Annotated in this window: 21 protein-coding genes; 4 read left to right on the top strand and 17 right to left on the bottom strand. The window is 65.6% G+C overall.

Annotated features, from left to right (window positions below):
- Nucleotides 1-24: 24 nt before the first annotated feature.
- Nucleotides 25-171 (bottom strand): hypothetical protein, encoded by a 147-nt coding sequence (locus AS26_RS14400; RefSeq protein WP_169793472.1) that lies wholly within the window; start codon nucleotides 169-171, stop codon nucleotides 25-27.
- Between the two features lie 126 nt (nucleotides 172-297).
- Between AS26_RS14400 and AS26_RS05200 the strand changes: the two genes are divergently transcribed.
- Nucleotides 298-1,599 (top strand): glutamate-1-semialdehyde 2,1-aminomutase, encoded by a 1,302-nt coding sequence (locus AS26_RS05200; protein WP_062306817.1) that lies wholly within the window; start codon nucleotides 298-300, stop codon nucleotides 1,597-1,599.
- Nucleotides 1,600-1,602: 3 nt separating this feature from the next.
- On the opposite strand, the gene AS26_RS05195 is transcribed toward AS26_RS05200, so the two are convergent.
- From AS26_RS05195 to AS26_RS05180, 4 genes are all read right to left on the bottom strand, one after another.
- The gene (locus tag AS26_RS05195; protein WP_245629625.1) at nucleotides 1,603-2,721 is read right to left on the bottom strand and encodes a sodium:calcium antiporter; all 1,119 of its coding nucleotides are present in this window, start codon (nucleotides 2,719-2,721) and stop codon (nucleotides 1,603-1,605) included.
- Between the two features lie 66 nt (nucleotides 2,722-2,787).
- A complete protein-coding gene (locus AS26_RS05190) occupies nucleotides 2,788-3,630 on the bottom strand; it encodes an ABC transporter permease (protein WP_157068451.1) in 843 nt (280 codons plus the stop codon).
- Complete coding sequence (locus tag AS26_RS05185) at nucleotides 3,627-4,562, bottom strand: ABC transporter ATP-binding protein (protein ID WP_062306814.1); 936 nt, start codon at nucleotides 4,560-4,562, stop codon at nucleotides 3,627-3,629. Before AS26_RS05185 ends, AS26_RS05190 begins: the two co-directional genes overlap by 4 nt.
- Complete coding sequence (locus AS26_RS05180) at nucleotides 4,559-6,526, bottom strand: DUF8725 domain-containing protein (RefSeq protein WP_245629624.1); 1,968 nt, start codon at nucleotides 6,524-6,526, stop codon at nucleotides 4,559-4,561. Before AS26_RS05180 ends, AS26_RS05185 begins: the two co-directional genes overlap by 4 nt.
- A 161-nt stretch (nucleotides 6,527-6,687) precedes the next feature.
- Here AS26_RS05180 and AS26_RS05175 point away from each other — a divergent pair, with 161 nt between their 5' ends.
- Nucleotides 6,688-7,914, top strand: coding sequence for an MFS transporter (locus tag AS26_RS05175; RefSeq protein ID WP_245629623.1), 1,227 nt, complete (start codon nucleotides 6,688-6,690; stop codon nucleotides 7,912-7,914).
- Between the two features lie 34 nt (nucleotides 7,915-7,948).
- Here the strand turns inward: AS26_RS05175 and AS26_RS05170 are convergent, their stop codons facing one another.
- Complete coding sequence (locus AS26_RS05170; protein WP_373278151.1) at nucleotides 7,949-8,977, bottom strand: MBL fold metallo-hydrolase; 1,029 nt, start codon at nucleotides 8,975-8,977, stop codon at nucleotides 7,949-7,951.
- A gap of 18 nt (nucleotides 8,978-8,995) precedes the next feature.
- Here AS26_RS05170 and AS26_RS14650 point away from each other — a divergent pair, with 18 nt between their 5' ends.
- Together AS26_RS14650 and AS26_RS05165 are read left to right on the top strand one after the other, a co-directional pair.
- Nucleotides 8,996-9,289, top strand: a complete 294-nt coding sequence (locus AS26_RS14650) for a hypothetical protein (RefSeq protein WP_245629628.1) — start codon at nucleotides 8,996-8,998, stop codon at nucleotides 9,287-9,289.
- Between the two features lie 278 nt (nucleotides 9,290-9,567).
- Nucleotides 9,568-10,548: a Rieske 2Fe-2S domain-containing protein gene (locus AS26_RS05165; RefSeq protein WP_062306809.1), complete on the top strand. Its 981-nt coding sequence runs from the start codon at nucleotides 9,568-9,570 to the stop codon at nucleotides 10,546-10,548.
- Between the two features lie 95 nt (nucleotides 10,549-10,643).
- Here the strand turns inward: AS26_RS05165 and AS26_RS05160 are convergent, their stop codons facing one another.
- From AS26_RS05160 to AS26_RS05110, 11 genes are all read right to left on the bottom strand, one after another.
- Nucleotides 10,644-11,426 (bottom strand): enoyl-CoA hydratase-related protein, encoded by a 783-nt coding sequence (locus AS26_RS05160; RefSeq protein WP_062306807.1) that lies wholly within the window; start codon nucleotides 11,424-11,426, stop codon nucleotides 10,644-10,646.
- Nucleotides 11,427-11,440: 14 nt separating this feature from the next.
- Nucleotides 11,441-12,943: an acyl-CoA carboxylase subunit beta gene (locus tag AS26_RS05155; protein ID WP_062306830.1), complete on the bottom strand. Its 1,503-nt coding sequence runs from the start codon at nucleotides 12,941-12,943 to the stop codon at nucleotides 11,441-11,443.
- Between the two features lie 39 nt (nucleotides 12,944-12,982).
- Entirely contained in the window at nucleotides 12,983-13,888 is a 906-nt protein-coding gene (locus tag AS26_RS05150; protein ID WP_062306804.1) for a hydroxymethylglutaryl-CoA lyase, read from the bottom strand.
- Between the two features lie 18 nt (nucleotides 13,889-13,906).
- Nucleotides 13,907-14,122 carry an acetyl-CoA carboxylase biotin carboxyl carrier protein subunit gene (locus AS26_RS05145; protein ID WP_062306801.1) on the bottom strand — a complete coding sequence of 72 codons (216 nt, stop codon included), beginning with the start codon at nucleotides 14,120-14,122 and terminating at the stop codon, nucleotides 13,907-13,909.
- A gap of 12 nt (nucleotides 14,123-14,134) precedes the next feature.
- Nucleotides 14,135-15,475, bottom strand: a complete 1,341-nt coding sequence (locus AS26_RS05140; protein ID WP_062306827.1) for an acetyl-CoA carboxylase biotin carboxylase subunit — start codon at nucleotides 15,473-15,475, stop codon at nucleotides 14,135-14,137.
- Between the two features lie 12 nt (nucleotides 15,476-15,487).
- A complete protein-coding gene (locus tag AS26_RS05135) occupies nucleotides 15,488-16,621 on the bottom strand; it encodes an acyl-CoA dehydrogenase family protein (protein WP_062306798.1) in 1,134 nt (377 codons plus the stop codon).
- Between the two features lie 128 nt (nucleotides 16,622-16,749).
- The gene (gene acs / locus AS26_RS05130; RefSeq protein ID WP_083515993.1) at nucleotides 16,750-18,723 is read right to left on the bottom strand and encodes an acetate--CoA ligase; all 1,974 of its coding nucleotides are present in this window, start codon (nucleotides 18,721-18,723) and stop codon (nucleotides 16,750-16,752) included.
- 35 nt (nucleotides 18,724-18,758) lie between these two features.
- Nucleotides 18,759-19,946 (bottom strand): acetyl-CoA C-acetyltransferase, encoded by a 1,188-nt coding sequence (locus AS26_RS05125; RefSeq protein ID WP_062306796.1) that lies wholly within the window; start codon nucleotides 19,944-19,946, stop codon nucleotides 18,759-18,761.
- 30 nt (nucleotides 19,947-19,976) lie between these two features.
- Entirely contained in the window at nucleotides 19,977-20,639 is a 663-nt protein-coding gene (locus tag AS26_RS05120; RefSeq protein WP_062306793.1) for a CoA transferase subunit B, read from the bottom strand.
- Nucleotides 20,640-20,667: 28 nt separating this feature from the next.
- Nucleotides 20,668-21,378, bottom strand: coding sequence for a CoA transferase subunit A (locus AS26_RS05115; protein WP_062306790.1), 711 nt, complete (start codon nucleotides 21,376-21,378; stop codon nucleotides 20,668-20,670).
- Nucleotides 21,379-21,562: 184 nt separating this feature from the next.
- Nucleotides 21,563-22,798, bottom strand: a complete 1,236-nt coding sequence (locus AS26_RS05110) for a hypothetical protein (protein ID WP_062306788.1) — start codon at nucleotides 22,796-22,798, stop codon at nucleotides 21,563-21,565.
- Nucleotides 22,799-22,822: the final 24 nt, after the last annotated feature.

The following is a 22,822-nucleotide window of genomic DNA, read 5'->3' as shown; positions in this document are numbered from 1 at the left end:
GGAGCCGCCGGGATGTATCGCCCGTCAGCGCCGATACGGCTTGTCCGGCGAGCCTTTCTCTGTGGGAAAGGCGTCTTCCAAGGCGAGGACGCGCAATTCGGGCTGGCGGCCGACCGCCGCGTGCGTTTGCTGCATCGATCTTCGCGCCATGTCGAGCGGCGTCATGCGCAAGCTCCATCTCCTCCGAACGCCGTTTTCCCTACGTTGCCCCGGCCGCCGGCAGCTCATGCGCGCGGCGCCTTCCCTTGACGGCGCAAAGAGCAGTTGAAACAATGGTGCGCGGAGGAGGAACAGGATATGGAGAGACGTCAGTCGGAAGTCTGGTTTCAGCGAGCCGAACAGGTGATCTTGGGCGGCGTCAACAGCCCGTCGCGATCGTACAAGTCCGTCGGCGGGGGCACGCCCGTGGTCATGGTCCGCGGCGAAGGGCCGTATCTCTACGACGTGGACGGCAACCGGTACATCGACTACCTCGCGGGCTATGGCCCTTCCATTCTCGGCCACGCCCATCCGGCCATCACGCGCGCGATTCAGGAGGCTGCGGAGGACGGCGTGCTCTACGGAACGCCCACGCCGTACGAGGTGGAGTTTGCCGAAATGCTGCGCGCCGCCATCCCGGACTTGGAGCGCATTCGCTTTGTCAACTCCGGAACCGAAGCGGTGATGACGACCGTTCGCGTCGCGCGCGCCTACACGGGGCGAACGAAGGTGCTCAAGTTCGCCGGGTGTTACCACGGCCACTCGGACGCGATGCTCGTCGCTGCAGGCAGCGGCCCGTCATCCATCGGCGTGCCGGACAGCGCGGGCGTCACGCGCAACATCGCGAGCGAGATCGTCACCGTGCCGTTTAACGATCGCGCCGCGCTCAAGGAGGCGCTCGCCGCCCACGGCCGGGACCTCGCGGCCATCCTCGTGGAACCGATTGTGGGCAATTTCGGCATCGTGCCGCCCATCGACGATCGGTACCTGGCCGACGTGATCGACCTGGGCCACGAAGTGGGGGCGCTCGTGATTTTCGACGAGGTGATCACGGCCTTTCGCTTTCACTACGGGAGCGCGGCGCAGCTCTACGGCGTGCATCCAGACCTGTACGCGCTCGGCAAGATCATCGGCGGGGGGTTGCCCATCGGCGCGTATGGTGGGCGGCGGGACATCATGGAGCAGGTGGCGCCACTCGGGCCCGCGTACCAGGCCGGCACCATGGCGGGGAACCCGCTCTCCATGCGCACAGGCATGGCTTGCCTGCGCACGCTGTCCGATCCTCGCCTGTACGACGAGATGGCCCGCCGCGCGGCGTTGCTCGTGGACGTGGCCGAGACGGCTGCTCGCGCGAACGGGATCGATATCGTGGTCAACCGCGTCGGCGGTGCGTTCACCATCTACTTTGGCCGCGAGCCGGTGCGCGATTACGAGGCGGCGACGCGCACGGACAGCCGGCGCTTCGCTCGGTTCTTCCATCTCCTCTCCGATCGCGGCATCCTCATCGCGCCGTCCAAGTACGAGGCGTGGTTTGTTTCGGCGGTTCACAGCGACGCGGACATCGAGGAGACGGCAGAGGCGCTCGATAGTGTGTTCTCCCATCTCGCGAGGGAAGTGTAGCGCCTAGCGGCGAGGGGGCAGGTCGCGCCGAGATCGCACCCACAGGGCCGCGCAGAGCGCCGACGAGGCCAACATCGCGGCTACAAGCGCAAGGCGGGCCGACGGCGACAACGCATGGAGCTGGAAGGCGACGAGGGGAAACGCAAAGTACGCGATGGAGGGAACCACCAACATCCACGGTTCAACGCGCGACGCGAGGTGCACCGCCATCAGCAGGTACGAGGCGGCCGCGACCGTGAGCCCGGCGGTCCACCAGGCCGTGCGCGTGAACGTCCAGTCGGTCAAGAGCATGCCGATGGCAGGCACGAGCGTCCCCTGAAACACCATGGCGCCGGTGATGTTGCCGACGGCGAGGGCGTCCTTTCGGTCTCGCATCCAGAGGACGCTGTTCAACGTCTCGGGCAATTCCGTGGCCAGGGGCACGACGAGCGCGGAGAGCACAAACGCGGGCACCGCTCGCTCCGCTGCGACGGATTCCACGCCCTTCGTGAGAAGGTGCGCGCCTGCCACCACGATCAGAACCGCCAGGGCGATCTGCGCGAGGACGGCGACCGCGGCCGGATGGCCGTGGCGGCGGTTCAGGTAGAGCGGCCGCAGGTCGGGCGCGGACTCGGCTCTGTCGCCGTCGCGCAGGTGCGCGCGGACGAAGACCACATACCAGCCGATGAGCAAACACGCGACCGACGCTTTGAACCAAGGCGCCGGCCACGCTGCGGGCGCGAGGGAGAGGGAGAACCCGACCAGAAAAAAGGCGAGATCGCGCAGAAAGGCCCGGCTGCTGACCGCCATGCCACCCGCGGGATGGCCTGTGCGAAACAGCACAGCGGCGAGCGCGAGCACGAGCCCGCCGAGCGTCGCCAACAGAAACGGCGCCCCCAAAATCCCACCCATGCCGACCTGGTCCGCCTCGCCACCGCCGAGCACAATCGCCGTCATGGGAACCGCCGTCTCGGGCAGCGCCGTTCCGAGCGCCGCCAGCACGCTCCCCACGGCGCCCTCGCCCAGGCGGAGCTTCACGCCGAGCCACTCCACGCCGTTGGTGAACAGCTCTGCGCCAAACAGCACCATGCAGAGCCCGAACGCCATCTGGACGGCCGTCAACTCGTCCACCCCCACGCGCACAGGTCCTTACACCTGTACGCGCCGCCCGCCCCTCCTATGACATGCCCTCGCCGACCGCGCCGCCCGTCACTGATACTGCTTCTCGGTGCCACTCACGAAGGGCAGCCACGAGAACCACTGCGGCCTCAGGCGCCAGAGGCTCGGAACCAACAGGATGGCGATCACGACCGCATAGAACTCCACAAAAGGCACCCACACGTGAGGCGCGGCGGACACCACGCCCAAGAACGCGGCCTCGACGTACAGCGGATCCAACGCGTAGAAAAAGTGAGACCACACGAGCGCCGAGTAGTCGATGGGATTCTGCTCGTACAGGGACTTCAAGCCGTAACCGAGCGCCCCGAAGATGACAGTCATGAGGCCGACACTGCCGTAGGCGAATACCGTGCTCCACGTGGACCTGAGCGCGATGGTCGAAAACAGTACGCATACTACAGAAATGACTACAATCGTAACAAGTTGGAACCCAAGGACGGACGCGACCTGCGCCGGCACGGCACCGCCATAGAGGAACACCAGGCTGTACACGGGCAACGTCAGGACCACGAGCAGGACCAAAAGCGCGCTCGAGGAGACGACCTTGCCGAACAGGATGCCAAAAGGACCGACCGGCGTGGTCAGAAGGACCGCGAGCGTCTTCCGCTCTCGTTCACCGCTCACGGAGCCGGACGCGAACGCCGGCGCCAAAAACGCCACCACCACCATCTGCAAGAGGCTGACCAGCGCAAACACCTGCTGGCTCTTCGTGGGCTGGACCAAGTACAGCTGCCCCTGTACGTTTTCGTACAGGAGAAAGACGGTCAGCGCACTCATCGCAAACAGGTAGGCCGTGATGACGAGCGGGGCCCGAATGGTGCGCATGCGCTGGCGGAACTCCTTGAGGAGCAGCGGGTTGAGGTGCCACTTCACGAGATCGCCCCCTCCTGGATCGCCGCAAGGCGGAGGAACAGTTGCTCAATGTCCGTCGGTTGCTCGCGGAACTGCGTGATGGAAAACCCTTCTGAGACAAGCCGACTCAAAAGTTCGGCCTGCTGCGCCAGCGTGCCCGCGTAGAGCACCTCCCAGCCTGGTGCGAGCGGCCGGACCTCGGCGACGTGAGGATCGGCGAAGAGTGCCTTGACGAAGTCGTCGCCGAGATCGCGCCCGTCAATCACGATGGTGCGGTACGCGCTCGAATGCTGGACCATCACCTGAACCGCTGCCACGGCCACGAGCTCGCCGCGCAGCAGAATGCCCACCTCGTCGGCGACTTCGGCGAGTTCGTTGAGAATGTGCGTGCTGATGATCACGGTCTTGCCCAACTCGCGCAATCCGGCGAGCACCGAGCGCATCTCGAGCCTCGACTTCGGATCGAGGCCGCTCGAGGGCTCGTCCAAAATGAGCACGTCCGGATCGTGCATGAGACAGCGCGCCACCTCGAGGCGCTGCTGCATGCCGCGCGACAGGTGATTGACGTAGACGTCTCGCTTGTCCGCGAGGCGAACGCGTTCCAAAAGTTCCTCCGCGCGGCGCGAGATGGTCCGCCTGTCCACGCCGTAACACTGTGCGAAGAAGCGCAGGTATTCCATCACCGTGAGATCGTCGTAGACGCCGAACGAATCCGGCATGTACCCGATGGCCCGGCGGACCGCCTGCGGTTCCCGCGTCACCTCGTGGCCGCAGACATACGCGCGCCCGGACGACGGCAGCGTCAGCGTCGCGAGCATCGACAGCGCCGTGGTTTTGCCAGCCCCGTTTTCACCCACAAGCCCGAAGATGACCCCACGGTCGACGTTCAGGTTGAGGTTGTTCACCGCCAACGTCTTTCCGTACCGCTTCGTGAGGTTCTGCGTGAGAATCACGATCCCGCCTCCACCACTGGCATCACCGGTGCGTACTCGCGCACAAGCACGAGCGTCTTCTCGCTCGCCACGGCGCGCTGATTGGACGGCACCGAAAGCTCGGGCAGACCGCGACTGGCCGTGGCCACCACGAGGGCTTCCGCAGAGCCAGGGTGCCATTCCGCGACGAGCCCCGACAAATACGCGCCGAGCGTTCGGCCAATTCCGTGCGTCAGTTGGCGGTTGTACAGCCCGTAATCCGAAATCCAGGACGACGTCTGCACCTCTTGGCTCGCGTTGAGCGATCTCGTCTGGCCCGGCGCGAGCGTGCCCAACTTGACCAGCATCCCGTCATACACCACCGCGACATCCGAGAGCGTCATCCGCGTCTCGTTGGTCACCGTGCCGAACAAAAGACCATACGCTTCTTTGAAATTGCACTGGATCCGGCCGGCGGCTTCGTCGAATCCCGACGCGAACACGTAGCGCACATGCCAACGCGGCACGTCGGCGAGAGACACCAGCGTGGCGCCACCGCCGTGTTCGATTCGAGTGTTCGCCACGGGCTCCGTGTCGCTCTGCAAGGTCAGAACGTCGTCGGCAGGGGGCAAGCGGAGGATCTCATCGCCGCTGTCGGGCGACATCATGGCGAGCGCGCCGTACTCAAACGCGCGCCCGTCGCCAAGCAGATCCATCACGCCGACGCCGTTCATCAGAAGTCCCGCGGGCCGCGACGATCCGCCGAGCACAAAGATGCCGACCGTGGTGAGGCCGCTCAGGGCGGGCAGGATGACCCACGCGAGCGCCGCCCGGCGAACGCGCCGGAGCACAAAAAATGCGACCGGCCCCGCCGCCACCAGGTACGCCAGGAGCACCAGGGCAAACGTGGAGAGCCCCGGCATGCGCAGCGGCTCCAGCGCGTCGCCCACGCTCGTCAGGCTAAGCCCGCCCGTCGGGCGCAGGAGGCCGGAGACAGCCACGTCCGCCGTCTGCGCCAGATTGGCGTCGTGAAACAGGGCCGTCCACATCTGCGCATTCCCCGGCCAAGCCAGTAGATCCGGATCGAGCGGAGAAAAGGACGTCTGCCAGATCTGCCCCCGGCCAAACGTTTTGCTCGCCACCAGGGGTTCGGCGTTCGATCCCGCCCAAAGGCGGGCCCAAGCCGCGGCCTGCCCGGCGGTGGACTCGATTTGGCCCGGCCCGCCGCCTGTGCCCGCGAAGTTCGCCAGCGGATCGCCGTTCACCACTTGGAACGCGCCAGGAGAAATGGGAAGCTGCCCGAACTCGGACGGCGCATCGCCCGTGCCCGTCACAATGAGGAGCCCGCCCTGCGCCACCCAGTTCGCGAGCGCCCGCGCCTGCGCGGTGGACAGCGCGCGGAGCTCGTCCACGCTGGCCACCAGCGCGCTCAGATTCGCGAGCGCCTGCGCGGACGTGGGTAAATCGTAAGCCTTGAGCGCAACGGGCAAAACCGGCATGCCGTCCGCGCTCGTTCCGGCCAGAAACTGCGTGGCCTGCGAGCTGTCGCTCACGACCCCGACGAGATCGACGTGCGAGACGCTGTTGCCCCCAAGCCAGGAGCTCGTGACGACGCGCCCACCGACCACCAGGTCGAGCGCCGTCCCCTGCGCAAGCGCGCTGCCCGGCACGTCGATAAACGTCGACGCATAGCCATCCTTTGGCAGCCAAAGCGGCCAGGTCAACACGCCCGTCACGCGCCGATCCCCAATCGACGGGCCGCCCACGCGCAGCACCAGCTTCGCCATGTTCGCCGGGCCCTCGTTTCGGACGAAGACGTGCACCGGCACCCACGCGTCCGCCACGTAATAACCGCCATAGCCCACGGCGGTCGCCATGGATACCGAGTCGGCGGAAGCTTCGGGCGCCAAAAGCATGGAACCGACCAACGACGCCGCGGTGATGGCGGCGCAAGCCAGAGCTCGATATCGGCCAAGCGCTTCAAGGCAGCGCGAGACAAACCTCATGCCACTGTCCCTTTCGAAAGGCATCCCCATGATGCCTCGTGAGATGGCCATCCGGCTCCATTGTAACGCCATCCGAATCTCGCTGCGAATGTCGCGGTGGCTGGCCTTCGCGCCGAGATCGTCGTATGCTGGAATTGTGATCTTTCACTTGGAGGAAGAGGGTGGATCGGGTGCTTCCGTCTCAATCTCCGGGCGATCACGCCTACATCGTGCGAGGCACGCCGGTCTACCGGCGCGTGAGCATCGCCTTTCTCGCTGCGGGCCTCGTCATCTTCGCCAACCTGTATGCGGTGCAGCCGCTCATCCCGACGTTCAGCTTGGCGTTCGCCCGATCGCCGGCAACCGCGAGCCTCGCGCTTTCCGCTTCGACGTTCACCCTCGCGCTGTCCCTCCCCGTGTTTGCGTCACTCTCGGACCGATTCGGCCGCAAACCGATCATGATCTTCTCCCTATTCTCGTCGTCCGCACTCCAATTCGCCATCGGCCTCGTGCCGACGTTCTGGGAGCTGGTTGCCGCGCGGGCCTTGGAAGGGTTCACGCTGGCCGGATTGCCTGCTGTGGCCATGACCTACCTGAGCGAGGAGATGGATGCGTCGAGCCTGGGAGCTGCGATGGGTCTGTACATCAGCGGCAACTCGCTCGGCGGCTTGCTCGGGCGCGTGCTCATCAGCTTGGTGGCCGATGGCGCCTCGTGGCGGATCGGGATGATGGCGTTCGGCGCGGTGAGCCTGGCCTTGAGCGGCTATGTGGCTTGGGCTCTGCCAGCGTCGCGGCACTTTGAGCAGAGAAGGGATGGCGCCCGGGAGATTTTGTCCCGCTTTGCACGCGCGGTGACGCGGCCGGAACTGGACGCGCTGTATCTCGTGGGTGGGCTTCTGATGGGCGGATTCGTGTCCCTCTACACGTACATGGGCTTTCGCCTCGCGCGCGCGCCTTATCACCTCTCGACGTCCGTCATCGGACTCTTGTTCTTCGCCTATCTCGCGGGCACGTTCAGTTCATCGTTCATGGGCAGCTTGACGGATCGAATCGGACGTCATCGCGTGCTGCCGCTGAACATTGCCATCATGGCCGCAGGTGCGGTGCTCACCTGCGCGCGAAGCCTTGCCGCCATCGTCGCCGGGATGGTGGTGTTCACGTTCGGCTTCTTCGGCGCGCATGCCACCGCCTCGTCGAGCGTCGGCAGCCTGGGTGGCGCAGAGCGGGCACAGGCCTCGGCTTTGTATCTCTTTTGTTATTACACTGGTTCTAGTGTCATCGGTTTTGTCGCTGGCCTGTTCTGGACGGACATGGGTTGGCGCGGCGTGATCGGCATGATCTTGGCCGCGCAAGCGGCGGCCGCGATCGCCTTTCTTTTCGCTAAACGAAAATTGAGTGGGGCATCGTGAAGAGACCGGGGCGGCCGGCCGCCTCGGCACCGGCTCACGCCCCGGAAGCCATGGACGCGATGGCGAGAAGGTGAGGCAAGGTGTAATCCACGCGTTCCTCGGGCAGCACCCGCGGGATCCCAGGTGCCATGACGCGCTCTGGATGGAACGAGTGAATGGGCAGGTAGACCCGGGGACGGATGGCCTCGACGGTCCGTTCGATCTCGTCGAGCGCCGCGTGGCCGCTGGTGCCGATGGCGCGAAAGGTCACCTCGAAGTGCGCGAGCCAGCGCTGGAGATTGTCCCAGGCCGGATCGAACGGACCGAGCGGGGCGCCGTTGGAGTGAATATAAAGGCCCGAGGCCGCAGAGCCGAGATCGATGAGCCGCCACAGCCTGTCGTACGCGAGTTCGACGGCAAACGCACCGGATGTTGCCCGCACGCGAGCCGCGTCGAGCGAGGGCAAGCCCGTGTCTTGAAGCCATCTGGCGACCGGATCCGGCAGGGCCTCGTCCGCCCACACGTGGATGCCCTCGGGCAAGTCGTCGGTGAAGTGCGAGGCCACGTAGAGCGTTCGCGCTTCGAACACCGGGATGCGCTTCGCTTCCCGAGCCGCGCGGGCGAACGCGAGCACGCGCTCCGGATGCCGTGGATACGGATTGAAATAGACCATGCGAGCCTCACCCACCATGGCCTCTACAATCAGACGGACGAGCTCCTGCTCCGTCGCCTGCGGGCGCGCCTCGTCTCCGGCCCGTGTCCCCTCGATGAGCAGAACGTCCGGCTCGAACTTTCGCGCCTTCTCGACGAACGCGTGGGTGACCTCGGGCCTCCACCCGTGAAACCGCAGATCTCCCGTGTAGACCAACCGCATATCCGGGGCGCTGACGAAGATGGCCGCGGCACCGGGCGTGTCGTGATCGACCGAAACAAACTGGAACTGCAGATCCCCGACGCTCCGCCACGCCTCGGGCTCCATCGCGATGAGCCGCAGAGGGGGTTGGTCCTCGATCCCGGCTGCGGAGAGAAGTTGCAAGATTTTACAGGTATCTTTCGTCGCAAAAACCGAGATTTCATTTGCCATATAAGGCAAAATAGAGGTATGATCCAAGTGATTATGGCTTATGCAAATTGCCAAAGTGTCACGTATTTTTCCTGCATAAAGTTCAGGAATATCCGGAAGAATGCCGACCGCTCGAAGGTCGGCGGTCGAACGCGGCCGCAGCGCACCTGCGAACATCGGGGAAGTGGGGCGAACGACGTGCCCCATGTCGAAGATGATCTCTGCGGACGAGGTCTTCACCTGGAAAATGGTGCCGCCGATGGTGCGCGTTCCGCCAAAAAACGTGATGCGCGTTGCGTGGTCCACGAGCATCGCTCCTTTGTTCAAGCTTGAATCGCAGCCGAGCACTACAGAATACCACACGAGAGGGGATGAGAACATACTTCGATTTTGAATTTGCGTGAAGTTCTCTTTACTCAATCTTCACTTGGCGCGTCAGACGGATGCGATTACAATGTCGTTGGAGTGGAAGCCGAGGCGCTCGCCGGGCGCTTTCAGACCTGACGAAATCCGGCGGAGGTTCGTGCAGCCCTGTTTCTCTTGCATAATTAACTTACCAGTATATATAATTCAGAATGAATGAGACGATTTCGGCCAGGAGGCGTTTGACCATGGCTGAACGAACAACGCCTACGCCCAGCGAAGACCGCGTGTTTCCCGCGACATGGTACGCGGTCTGTTTCTCCAAGCAGCTCACGCACGGGAGACCGCTTGCCGTGCGCGTGGCAGGGCGCGATCTCGTCCTGTTCCGCGACGCAACAGGGCACGTGCGCGCGCTGTCCCGGTATTGCACCCACCGAGGCGCGGATCTCGCGCTCGGCCGCGTCGAACGCGGACAACTGGCGTGCGCATATCACGGCTGGCAGTTTCAAGGCGACGGCCGCTGCTCGCTCATCCCGGCGCACCCGGACCGCCCCATCCCTGCCTTCGCCCACAACCGCGCGTTTCCCACCTGCGAACGAGGCGGGATAGCATGGGTGTACCTCGGCAGCGACACCAGCCCACCGGAGCCACCCCTGTTTTCCGAGCTCACCGACGGATCGTATCGCCTCGTCCCGTATGAGGACGTGTGGAAGGCCCACCTCACGCGCGTCGTGGAAAGCGTGCTCGACGTCGCGCACCTGGCGTTCGTCCACCGAAAGACCATCGGACGCCGGACACCCGCCGTCATTCCGCGCGTGTCCTTTGACACCGACGATGGCAATCGCATCGTCATTCGCAATGGCGGCGGCGTGCTCGAGTACTGGTTCCCGCAGATGTGGATTCTGCGGCCGGCCGAAGGCAGCGGCTTCATCAATTTTGTCACCTTCACGCCTGTCGACGCGGAGACCACGCGCATTCTCGGCTACGCCGGCCGCTCTTTTCTGCGATCCGTCCCCGGCATCGACGCCCTGTTCCGCCACTACAGCCTGCGGGTGCTGCGCGAGGATCAGCGGGTCGTCGAAAGCCAGCACCCGAGGCCCATTCCCGAAGCGCTCCGCATGGAGGCACACGTGCCCGCCGACGCGCCGCAGGTCCGCTTCCGCCACCGCTGGTATCGGTTTCTGACGGGGGATGAGCCCCGCGTCGCGATCGATCCATCCGCCCCCTGACCGCCCGTGTCGGGGCCGGTGCCTCGCGCCCGCCACAGGGCGCGAGGCGCACCTCCCGCGCGCGGGGCGCGGCGCGAAGACCCACACCCCGCCGCCTATTCGCCGCGGAACTGCGGCTTGCGCTTCTCGGCGAACGCGGCGAGCGCCTCCAGGCGATCCGCCGTCGGCAAAACGCCCTCGTACGCCGCGTCCTCGATGGCGAGCCCCGTCGCGAGATCGACGTCGAGGCCGCGATCGATGGCCCACTTCGCCTGGCGCACCGCTACCGGTCCGTTGTCGGCGATGGCGCGAGCCAGCGATCGCGCCACATCCATGGCGGCCTCGCGCGTATCGGCCACCTCGAGCAGGATGCCGAGCTCTCTCGCGCGCTCCGCATCGATGCGCGCAGCCGTGAAGATCATCCACTTCGCCCACGTCGGCCCGATGAGGCGGGCGAGCCGCTGCGTCCCGCCCGCCCCCGGGACGATGGCGAGGGACGTCTCCGTCAAGCCGAGCCGGAGATCGCGGCTGCCGATGCGAAAGTCGCACGCCAGCGCCAACTCCAGCCCGCCGCCGAACGCGAATCCGTGCAGCACCGCAATGGTTGGCTGCGGCAGGCGCGCGACGCGATCGAACGCCTCGCGCGTCAGGCGCACGTTGCGCCGCACCTCATCTGGCGAAAGCCCGCGCCGCTCCTTCAGGTCCGCCCCCGCGCAGAACCCCTTGCCTTCTCCCCGGACGATCACGGCCCGCACGCCGCGGTCCTGCGCGATCTCGCGCACGGCGTCCTCCAGCGCGCAAAGCAGCGCGTAATTGAGCGCATTCATCGCATCCGGCCGGTTCAACACGAGCTCGGCGATCCCGTCCTCGCCCCTGTGCCAGACCATCGGCTGTTCCACGCTCGTCTCCCCTCTCAAACCGGATACACCGGATGCTTCCGGTGCCCGAACGCGACCGATTTCCCTTCGTACATCGCGAACCGGCGGATGAGCTCGTCCCGCAATTCGTCCGCGTCCACGATGTGGTCCACCACGAGCTCGGACGCCAAGCGGTAAATATCGATGTCGCGCCGGTACTCCTCTCGCTTCCCCTTCACAAACGCGGACCGCTCGGGCTCTTCCAGTTCGGCGATCTTGTTGGCGTAGACCGCGTTCACCGCCGCCTCCGGCCCCATCACGGCGATCTCGGCCGTCGGCAGCGCGATGCACGCGTCCGGCTCAAACGCGGGCCCCGCCATGGCGTACAGCCCTGCGCCGTACGCCTTGCGCACAATCACCGAGATCTTCGGCACCGTGGCCTCGGACATCGCGGCGATGAGCTTCGCGCCGTGGCGAATGATGCCCTGGCGCTCCACCTTCGTCCCAATCATGAACCCGGGCACGTCCGCCAGGAAGAGGAGGGGAATGTGAAACGCATCGCACAGCGCAATGAAACGCGCCGCCTTGTCGGCGGAGTCGACGAACAGAACGCCGCCCTTCACGCGCGGCTGATTCGCGATGATGCCGACCGGCCGCCCCGCGATGCGCGCGAGCCCCGTGATGATCTCCGGCGCAAACAGCGCCTTCACCTCAAACCACGAACCGCCGTCGATCAGCCGATGGATGAGATCGTACATGTTGAACGGCACGTTCGGATTCTTCGGGACAATCGCCGAGGCGGGACGGTCGGACGGCGCCGGATCGCGCGGCGCTTCCACGGGCGGTCGCCCGAGGTACGAGTCCGGCATGTAGCTGAGGTATCGCCTGCACGCCTCGATAGCGCTCGGCTCGTCTTCTACGAGCACGTCCCCGCAACCGCTCACGGTGCAGTGCATGCGCGCGCCGCCCATCTCCTCGAGCGTCACCTTCTCCCCGATGACCATCTCCGCCATGCGCGGCGAGCCCAGGTACATGCTGGCGTTGCCTTCGACCATGATGACGAGATCGCAGAACGCAGGAATGTACGCGCCGCCAGCCGCGGACGGGCCGAAGAGCAGGCAAATCTGCGGGATGTGGCCGCTCAGGCGTACCTCGTTGTAGAAGATCCGCCCTGCGCCCCGCCGGCCGGGAAACATCTCGACCTGATCCGTGATGCGCGCGCCGGCCGAATCCACCAGGTAGATCAGGGGGATGTGAAGCTTCTCCGCGGTCTCCTGAATGCGGAGGATCTTTTCGACCGTCCGCGCCCCCCAGCTTCCCGCCTTGACCGTGCTGTCGTTGGCCATGACGGCGACCTTCCGCCCGTGGATGCGCCCAATCCCGGTCACCACGCCGTCCGCAGGCAGATCGTCCGCGGCGCAGTTCGCGTACAGCCCGTCCTCGACCTCCAGGCCGTCATCCAGGAGGAGCTTCAGGCGATCGCGCACAAACAGCTTGCCCTGTTCCCGGTTTTTCTCGTGATACTTCGCGGCGCCGCCTGCCATCGCGCGCGCCCGCATCTGTTCCAACCGCTCATCCGCCACCGCGCCAACCCTCCCTCATGTGGTCTGACATGCGCTTCTCGCGACTTGCCGCGCGTGGCTCGACAGGGGCTTCCCGAGCTTCCCTTCCAACCAGGCGACAACGTCCAAATACCGTTCGGCGTCGACGCCCGTCTCCGCGCCCATGCTGTGAAAGAGATACAGCACGTCCTCCATCGCCACGTTTCCCGATGCGCCGGGCGCGTACGGACAACCGCCGAGTCCGCCGACGGAGCCGTCAAACCGCCGCACGCCGGCGAGAAAGCCCGCGTAGAGGTTGGCAATCGCCATCCCGCGCGTGTCGTGGAAGTGGAGCGAGATGCGGTCGAGCGGCGCGATGCGCGCCACCTCGCGCACCAGGTCCGCGACCTGCGTGGGCACCGCCACGCCAATGGTGTCGCCGAGCGCCACTTCATCGACGCCAAGCTCGAAGAGCCGCTCCACGACGGCGAGGACCTGCGACACCGGCACCCTGCCTTCGTACGGGCAGCCGAAGGCCGTGGACACGTACCCGCGCACCACGAGGCCTTCCGCCTTGGCACCCTCAATCACGGGTCGCAGCACGGGATACGTCTCTGCGACGGTCTTGTTGATGTTTTTCAGATTGTGGGACTCGCTTGCCGACATGAACACGTGCACCGCGTCCACCTTCGCCGCGAGCGCCCTTGCGAGCCCGCGCTCGTTCGGCACGAGCGCCGACAGCTCCACGCCGGGCCTGCGCCGAATCCGCGCGAACACCTCGTCGGCGTCCGCCAGCTGCGGAATCCACTTCGGATGCACGAACGACGAGACCTCGATGGATGTGAGCCCTGCGTCCATGAGCCGCTCGACGAGCTCCACCTTGACCGCCGTGTCGATCACGCCCGGTTCGTTCTGCAGCCCGTCGCGCGGCCCGACCTCGCGCAGCCACACGCGCTCTGCCATGTGATCGCCCTCTTTGCGTCAGCTTTCCAGCCGGACGAGATCGTCCCCTTCGTTGACGAAGTCGCCCTCGTTCACCAACACCTCGGCCACCACGCCGGCCCCTTCGGCCGGAATGGGGACCTCCATCTTCATCGACTCGAGCACGACGACGTCCTGCCCAGCCTCGACGCGATCGCCAGGCTGAACCAGCACGCGCAGCACGATGCCCGCCATGCTCGCCTGCACCGTTGCCATGACGCACCCTCCTCAGCGCTTCCCCCAGGATTCCAAAAAGTCGGTCGTGGTGTCCCCCGCGGCGAACCGATCCGAGGCGACGATGGCGCGAAGCAGCGGCAGGTTCGAGCGGATGCCTTCGATGACATACGCGTCGAGCGCCTGCTTCATGCGCGCGATGGCCTCGGCTCGATCTCGGCCGTGGGCGATGAGCTTGCCAATCATCGGATCGTAAAATGGCGTGATTTCCGAGCCCGCCTCAACGCCGACGTCGTTGCGAATGCCCTCGCCCTCCGGCAACACCATGCGCGCAATCGTGCCGGGAGACGGCAGCATCCTCTCCGGATCTTCGGCGTACACCCGGCACTCGATAGCGTGGCCGTCGCGCCGGATGTCGCCCTGTTCAAATCCAAGCGGCTCACCGGCCGCGATGCGCAGCTGCCACTCGACGAGATCGAGCCCCGTGATCATCTCCGTCACCGGGTGTTCGACCTGCAGGCGCGTGTTCATCTCGAGGAAGTAGAAATGCTTCTCCTCATCCACGAGAAATTCCAGCGTTCCCGCGTTTTCGTAACCGATGGCCCGGCAGATGGCGAGCGCCGCCTCGCCCATGTCGCGCCGGAGGGCCTCGTCGACAAACGGGGACGGCGCTTCCTCGACGACCTTCTGGTGGCGCCGCTGGATGGAGCACTCGCGCTCCCAGAGATACACGCCGTGCCCGTGCCCGTCGCACAACACCTGAATTTCCACGTGGCGCGGCCTCTGCACGCGCTTCTCCAGGAACATCTCGCCGTTGCCGAAGTACGCCTTGGCGCGCGCCGAGTTCGACGCGAACGCCTTGCGCAACTCCTCCTCGGAATGCACCACCTGCATGCCGATTCCGCCGCCGCCATACGACGCCTTGAGCATGACCGGATAGCCAATCTCGGCCGCGATGCGCGCCGCCTCGTCGACACTCGCCACTGCGCCCTCGCTCCCCGGCACGACCGGAACGCCCGCGCGTTTCACCGTTTCCCGCGCCGCCACCTTGCTCCCCATGGCCGCGATGGCCTCCGGCGAGGGCCCGATGAAGCGGATGCCTCGCTCCATCGCCGCTCGCGCAAAATCCGCGTTTTCACTCAAAAGCCCGTAGCCTGGATGGATGGCCTCGGCGCCGGTCTCTTCGGCGGCGCGCAGGATGGCCTCGATGTTCAGGTAGCTCTTGGCCACCGGTGCCTCGCCGATGCGCACGGCCTCGTCTGCCTCGCGGACGTGAAGCGCTTTCTCGTCCGCGTCGGAATACACGGCCACCGTCGCAATGCCAAGCCGCCTGCACGTGCGAAGGATGCGCCTCGCGATCTCGCCCCGATTCGCGATCAACACCTTGCGGAACACGCCAGCCACCCCCTAACACCCCAGTTGGCGCGCGATGACGAGGCGCTGGATCTCCGACGTGCCCTCGCCAATCTCAACCAGCTTCGCGTCGCGATAATGGCGCTCCACCGGGTATTCGCGCATGTAGCCGTAGCCGCCCAAGATCTGAATGGCCTGCTCGCAGGTCCGCGTGCACATCTCCGAGGCGAAGAGCTTCGCGTACGACGCCTCCAGCGTGTACGGACGGCCTTGATCCTTCAGCCACGCGGCCTTCATCACCGCGTTCCGGGCGAGATCGATGTGCATCGCCATGTCGGCGAGCTTGTGTTGAATCGCCTGGAACTTGCTGATGGCCTGCCCGAACTGCACCCGCGTCTTCGCGTAGGCGAGCGCCGTTTCAAACGCCGCGCGCGCGATGCCGACCGCCAGCGCCGCGATGGCCACGCGTCCACCGTCCAGGGTCGATAGAAACTGCTTGAAGCCGGCGTTCAGCGGGCCGAGCAGGTTCTCCTTCGGGACGCGGACGTGGTCCAGGATCAGTTCGACCGTGTTGGACGCCCGCATGCCCAGTTTCTCATACGGCTTGCTCACGGAGAAGCCCTCGGCGTCGGTCGGCACGATGAACGCGCTGATGCCCCGCGACGCAGGATCCGTCAACGCGGTGAGCACGACGTATTTCGCATAGCCGCCGTTGGTGTTGAAGATCTTGTTGCCCGTGATGACCCATTTGTCGCCCTCTAGGACCGCTGTCGTCCGCGTCCCCCCTGCGTCCGATCCGGCCCCTGGCTCCGTCAGGCCAAACGCGCCAAGCGCCTCGCCCCGCGCCATCGGCACGAGGTATTTCTTTTTCTGTTCTTCCGTCCCATAGAGCAGAATGGGTGTGCACGCGAGGGACACGTGCGCCTCGTAACTGAGCCCCGTCCCGCCGCAGGCGCGCCCGATTTCCTCCACGGCCAGACAGTACGAGATCATGTCGGCCCCTGCGCCGCCGTATTCCTCCGGGATGGTCAGCCCGAGGAAGCCGAGTTCGCCCATCTTGCGAAACACCTCGATGGGGAAGTGCTCGGTCCTATCCCACTCCGCGGCGTGCGGCGCAATCTCGGCTTCCGCAAACTCGCGCACCGTATCGCGGATCATCTTTTGTTCCGAGGTGAGATCAAAGTCCACGCGGCCTCTCTCCCTTCGCACTCACGTTTCACTGTAGCCGAATAAGCAAGCGCTTGCAATGAATGTTCAGATGGCGCGCTTGAGGTGCTCTCGCCTTCTCAATTGGTGGACGGCCTTGTCGCTCGCCATCACTCGTGACCCGGCGCGCGCTCGCGCAAGTCGTGCAAAAGCCGCTCGACGGCCTCCCAATCCTCCAGACCGGTCACGTCGCCCTTCACTTCGCCGGTCTGCAGGATCTCTCGCAACATCCGCCGCAGGATCTTGCCCGACCGCGTCTTGGGCATGGCCTCCACGAAGTACACCCGCGCAGGGCGTGCAAACGAGCCGATGTCCGCGACGACGCGGGCCTTTAGTTCCTCCTCCAGCTCCACGCCTGGTTCCCACCCCCGCTCGAGCGTCACAAACGCCACCGGCACCTGTCCCTTCACCTCGTCCGGCTCGCCCACAACCGCGGCCTCCACCACGGCCGGATGCTGAATGAGGGAACTCTCCATTTCCATCGTGCTGATGCGATGGCCGGACACGTTGATCACGTCGTCGACGCGGCCGAGCACCCAGAAGTGGCCATCCGCATCGCGGACCGCGCTGTCGCCCGTGAAATACAGCCCCGGCATACGCGAGAAGTACGCGTTCAGGTAGAGGCTCCGATCGCCGTAGACGTCGCGCGCGAGCGACGGGAACGGGCGCCGAATGACGAGATATCCGGGCACGCCGTCCGGCACCTCCCGGCCCTGTTCGTCCACCACAGCGAGATCGTGCCCAAAGAACGGCACACCGCAGGAACCGGGCTTCATAGGCACCGCTCCTGGCAACAGCGCGAGCGGCGTCCCGCCTGTCTCCGTTTGACCCCAGGTGTTGTTGATGACGGCCACGTCACCGCCGACCACGCGGCGCACCCAATGCCAGGCCTCCGGGTTGAACGGCTCTCCGACCGACACCAAGAGCTCGAGCGACGACAGGTCGTAGGACCGCGCGACGTCCTCGCCGTGTTTCATCATCATCCGGTACGCTGTGGGCGCCGAGAACAGCTTGTTGACGCGGTAGCGCTCAATCATCTCGTACAGCCTTCCCGGCTTGGGCCAATCGAGCGCGCCCTCGTACAGGAGGGTCGTGGTGCCCAAGGCGAGGCCGCCGACCAACACGAAGATGTGCGACGTGAGCCAGCCGATGTCCGCCGTGTTCCAGTAGATGTCCTCGGGCCGCAGGTCGAGCTGGTATTTCGTGTACGCGTAGGTTCCGAGCAGAAACCCGCCGCCGGCGTGGACAATGCCCTTGGGCCTGCCCGTGGTCCCGCTCGTGAAGATAAGGAACGAGGGCTCGTTCGCCTCCAGCACGGCGGGCGGGCAGTCCCGCGAGGCGCCCTTGACGAGCGACTCGAAGTCGAGATCGCGCCCGGGGGTCATCGGGGTGTCGAGATCGGCGAGGCGCCGATACACAATCACATGCTCCACCGTCTCCACGCCTTCGAGCGCCCGGTCCACGGTTTCCTTCAGCCGCAGCACGCGGCCGCGCCTGAGACTGCCATTGGCGCAGATGACGGCCTTGGCCCCGCAGCGCACAATCCGCTCGCGCAGCGCCTCGGCCGAGAACCCGGCAAACACGGTGTTGTAGAGCACGCCGATGCGCAGACAGGCCAAAAGCGCGACGTAGGTTTCAATGAGGTTCTGCATGTACACGCAGACGACATCGCCCTGGCGCAGGCCGAGATCCTTGAGCGCGTTCGCAAACCGAGACACCGCATCCTGGAGTTCGTAGTAGGTCACGCTCTTGCGCTCGCCGTTTTCCCCTTCGAAGAAGAGCGCCACCTTGTTCCGGTACATCGGGTCCTTCGCGTGCCGGTCCACGCAGTTCTCGCAGACATTGATGTAGCTGCCGGGAAAGAACTGAAAATCAGGGAGATCGCCCGCGATGACCGTCTTTCCGCGCTGCTGCCAGACCAACTCGTCGGCAATCTCGTCCCAGAAGGCCGCCGGATCGTCGATGGACGCCTGGTATTTCGCTCGGTACTCGCCGTAGCTTGACAGATACGACCGGGCCGCGTACGCCTCAGGCGGCGGAACGAGCTTTGCGCTCGCGATCATGCTCAGCACTTCGTCTGCCACGAGGATCCCTCCTCAAGGTAATGGCCGTGTGGGCGTCAGTGCGAGAGGCGTTCCACGACCATGGCCACGCCCTGCCCCCCGCCGATGCACAGCGTGGCGAGGCCAAAGCGGCCGCCGCGGCGCTCGAGCTCGTGAAGCAGCGTGACCAGAATCCGCGCCCCGCTCGCGCCGATGGGGTGGCCGAGCGCAATGGCGCCGCCGTTCACGTTCAATTTGTCATCTGGGAATGACAGCTCGCGAGCCACCGCAAGGGCCTGTGCCGCAAACGCCTCGTTCGCCTCGATGAGGTCCAGATTTTCGACGGAAAGCCCCGCCCTCTCGAGCGCCCTGCGCGTGGCCTCAATGGGGCCAAGCCCCATGACGCTCGGATCCAAGCCCACGCTCGCGTAGCTCACGATGCGCGCCATTGGCTTCACGCCAAGCTGTTCGGCGCGATCCCGGCCGAGCACCAGCATGGCCGCCGCGCCATCGTTGATGCCGGAACTGTTGCCCGCGGTCACGGTACCGTCCGCCTGAAACGCGGGCCGAAGCTTGGCCAGCGCCTCGTACGTCGTGTCGGGGCGCGGGTGTTCGTCGCGATCCACCAAGACTGGCTCGCCCTTGCGCCGCGGAACCGAGACGGGCACCAACTCGTCCTTGAACCGGCCCGCCTCCATGGCCTCCTTGGCGCGCATCTGACTTCGCAGCGCGAACCGATCCTGGTCTTCGCGGCTCACCCCATAGCGGCTCGCCACGTTTTCCGCGGTGACGCCCATGTGGATGTCGCAAAACGCGCACCACAGGCCGTCCCGGATCATGCTGTCGACGACTTCGCGGTGGCCCATGCGGTACCCCTCGCGCGCCCCGGGCAGCAAATACGGCGCATTCGACATCGACTCCATGCCGCCCGCCACGAGGACGCCCGCGTCTCCGGCGCGAATGGCCTGCGCCGCGAGCATGACCGACTTGAGCCCCGACCCGCACACCATGTTCACCGTCGTCGCCGGGACGTCTTCCGGAATGCCGGCGCGCATGGCGGCTTGCCGCGCGGGATTCTGGCCAAGGCCCGCCTGCAGCACGTTGCCCATCACCACTTCGTCCACGTCCTCCGCCCGCACCCCCGCGCGCTTAAGCGACGCTTGGATCACGGCCGCGCCGAGATCGGGCGCCGAAAGCGGCGATAGACCGCCCTGAAACGATCCGATGGGCGTCCGCACCGCCCCAGCAATCACCACGTCTTGCACATGCCAACCCTCCTTTTGGATACCCTCACGTCATTCGACCAGCATCACCTTCACGCCCTCGGGCGGGATGTGGAGCTCGGGCTCCGTGATGCGCTGGACCTCTTCCACGGTGTGGCCGGGGGCCACCTCGCGCAGCACGAGACCCTGTTCCGTCACGTCCATCACGGCGTAGTCCGTGATGATGCGGTGCACCACGCGCCGGCCCGTGAGCGGCAGGCGGCAGGTCTTCAGGATCTTCGGCTGCCCGTCCTTGTTCACGTGTTCCATCGTGACGATCACCCGTTTCGCGCCGTGGACGAGGTCCATCGCGCCGCCCATCCCCTTGACCATCTTGCCGGGGATCATCCAGTTGGCGAGATCCCCGAACTCCGAGACTTCCATGGCGCCGAGGATGGCGATGTCGATGTGACCCCCGCGCACCATGGCGAACGACTCCGCGCTGTCCACAAACGCCGCGCCGGGCACCGCCGTAACCGTCTCCTTTCCCGCGTTGATGAGATCCGGATCCTCCTCGCCCTCGTAGGGGTATGGGCCCATGCCGATGAGGCCGTTTTCGGAATGAAGCATCACCCCGCGGCTGGGATCGATGTAGTTGGCCGCAAGCGTCGGCATGCCGATGCCGAGGTTCACGTAGTCCCCGTCCCGGATCTCTTGGACGGCGCGCCGGACGATTTGTTCGCGCGTGAGAGGCATTCACCATCACCCTTTCTTTCGGCCAGCGTCAGGTCTGTGGGCGCGGGCGAACCGTTCGCCGTTCAATCCGCTTGATGGGATTCGGATGGACCACAATCCGATGGACGTATATGCTCGGGGTGTGGATGAAATTCGGGTCGAGATCGCCCGGCTCCACGAGTTCCTCCACCTCGACAATCGTGACCTTGGCGGCCGTCGCCATGACCGGGTTAAAATTGCGCTCCGTCTCGTGATAGATGACGTTGCCGAGCTTGTCGGCCTTCCAGCCCTTGATCAGCGCAAAGTCCCCGGTGATGGCTCGCTCGAGGACGTACTCGCGCCCGTCGAAGGCCCGCACCTCTTTGCCCTCCGCGACGGACGTCCCCACGCCCGTGGCCGTGTAAAACGCGGGGATCCCTGCGCCGCCGGCGCGGATGCGCTCGGCGAGCGTCCCCTGCGGAACCAGTTCGACCTCCAACTCTCCGCTTAAGAACTGACGCTCGAACGTCTTGTTCTCCCCGACGTAGGAGGAGATCATCTTGCGGATCTGCCGCGTCTGCAGCAAGATCCCGAGTCCCCAGTCGTCCACGCCGCAGTTATTGCTGACGCAGACCAGATCCGACACGCCCCGGTCCCGCAGGGCCTGAATGAGCGCCATGGGAATCCCGCACAGGCCGAAGCCGCCGACGAGCAGCGTGGCACCGCTCCCGATGTCCGCGACCGCAGCCTCCGCCGACTCGTACACCTTGTTGGAACGCATCAACCTCACTCCATTCGACCCAGACGCGACGCGCCGTGGTGCATCCACAACGAGTAAGCGTTTTCATTCTAACAGAAGCGCGAGGAGTCGCGCTAGACCAAAGGCGCCGCTGCGCCGCGGCTCATGACGCCAGGCGGGAGCCAAGGCCGCGGCGCGCCCCGTCCGCATCGCCTTGCGCGGCCTCCTACATGGCCCCTGCGGCTGCCAGGAAGTTGTCGCGAAACAGGCGCTCAACCACGCGTTCGATCTCGTCCCGTGTCACCGGCCACCCTGCCTCGGCCAACTTTGTATACTTGTGTGCCAATAGGTCCACCGCGAGGGCGCGCGCGTTCCTCCACTTGTACACCAAATGCTCCAACACGCGCGCGTCGGAGTGTTGCAGGACGAAGGTGGGCCCGAGAAGTTCCAGGCGCAGCGCGGAAATCTCGCGCGTCAGCGTCTCGGTGTTGACGAACCACCAGCAGCCGAAGGGAAGGAGATTCGCGAACTTGCGGGCCAACACCACGAGCTCGTGCTGGTCCTCGCGCGACAGCACCGTGACGAAGAATCGCACCTCGGGGTTCGACGCGGCAAGGCCCAGAACCGCCGTGAGATTCGCGCGCCCGCTGGCGTCCCCCGCCTCCCGGAGCCTTGGGTTCACCTGCCTGCGCACGCCGATCATGAGCGCGAGGGGAAGGCCGTATTCGCGACACAGGGGAAGGATGCACGCGTCGAGCACGCGCGAAGGCGTGGAATCCGTGGGATAGGCGAACTCGGGCGGCGCCGAAAACGCCAGGTACACGGGCCGCATCCGCGCAATCCAGCTCTCGAGAAACCGGCGTACCTCGGCGAGATCGGCCGAATCCGCGGCGGAAGACACCGAGACGCCCGCGGCGGCGAGGCGCTCGCGAAGCGCGCCCCAATCCCCGAGAAACGGATCGAGGCGTAGCGCGGCGAGGTAACGGGGATGGACAGGGCGTCCCTCCAGCCAGTGCGCGCGCTCGGTTGCATCGAGCGGGTCGTTGGTCATGACCACCCGATCCACGCCGGCGAGTTGAAATACGCGCTCGGCGTAGGCGTCACTCGGCTCGTCCTGAAGCGCTGCGCGCAGCCCTTCGATGCCATCTCGTTTCAGATCCACGCCGAACGCCCGCGCGATGGCCACCACGCCCATCGCCGCCTCGGACAAGGGGCTCGTGCGCGCAAAGAGCTGTTCGTAGACCCACGCCGCCTGTTCTCGCGGCGGCAGCGCGTAGAACCACTCCGGCGAGCGGCCGCCCGCGCGGATGGCTTCCGCAATGAGGTAGTGATAGGTCAGGACGCCATCCGCACCCGAGCGCCAGAGCGAGGCGAACGAGGGCGGGAACAGGTGCGTGTGCATGTCAATCACCTGGACGCGATCGACCGCTTCGCGCACCCAAGTCGAGATGGATGATTCCATAGGCACACCTCCTGGCCCGATTGT

This window comes from Alicyclobacillus sendaiensis NBRC 100866, assembly GCF_001552675.1.
Classification (GTDB): domain Bacteria; phylum Bacillota; class Bacilli; order Alicyclobacillales; family Alicyclobacillaceae; genus Alicyclobacillus; species Alicyclobacillus sendaiensis.
This window is presented reverse-complemented; position numbering and strand designations above follow the sequence as displayed.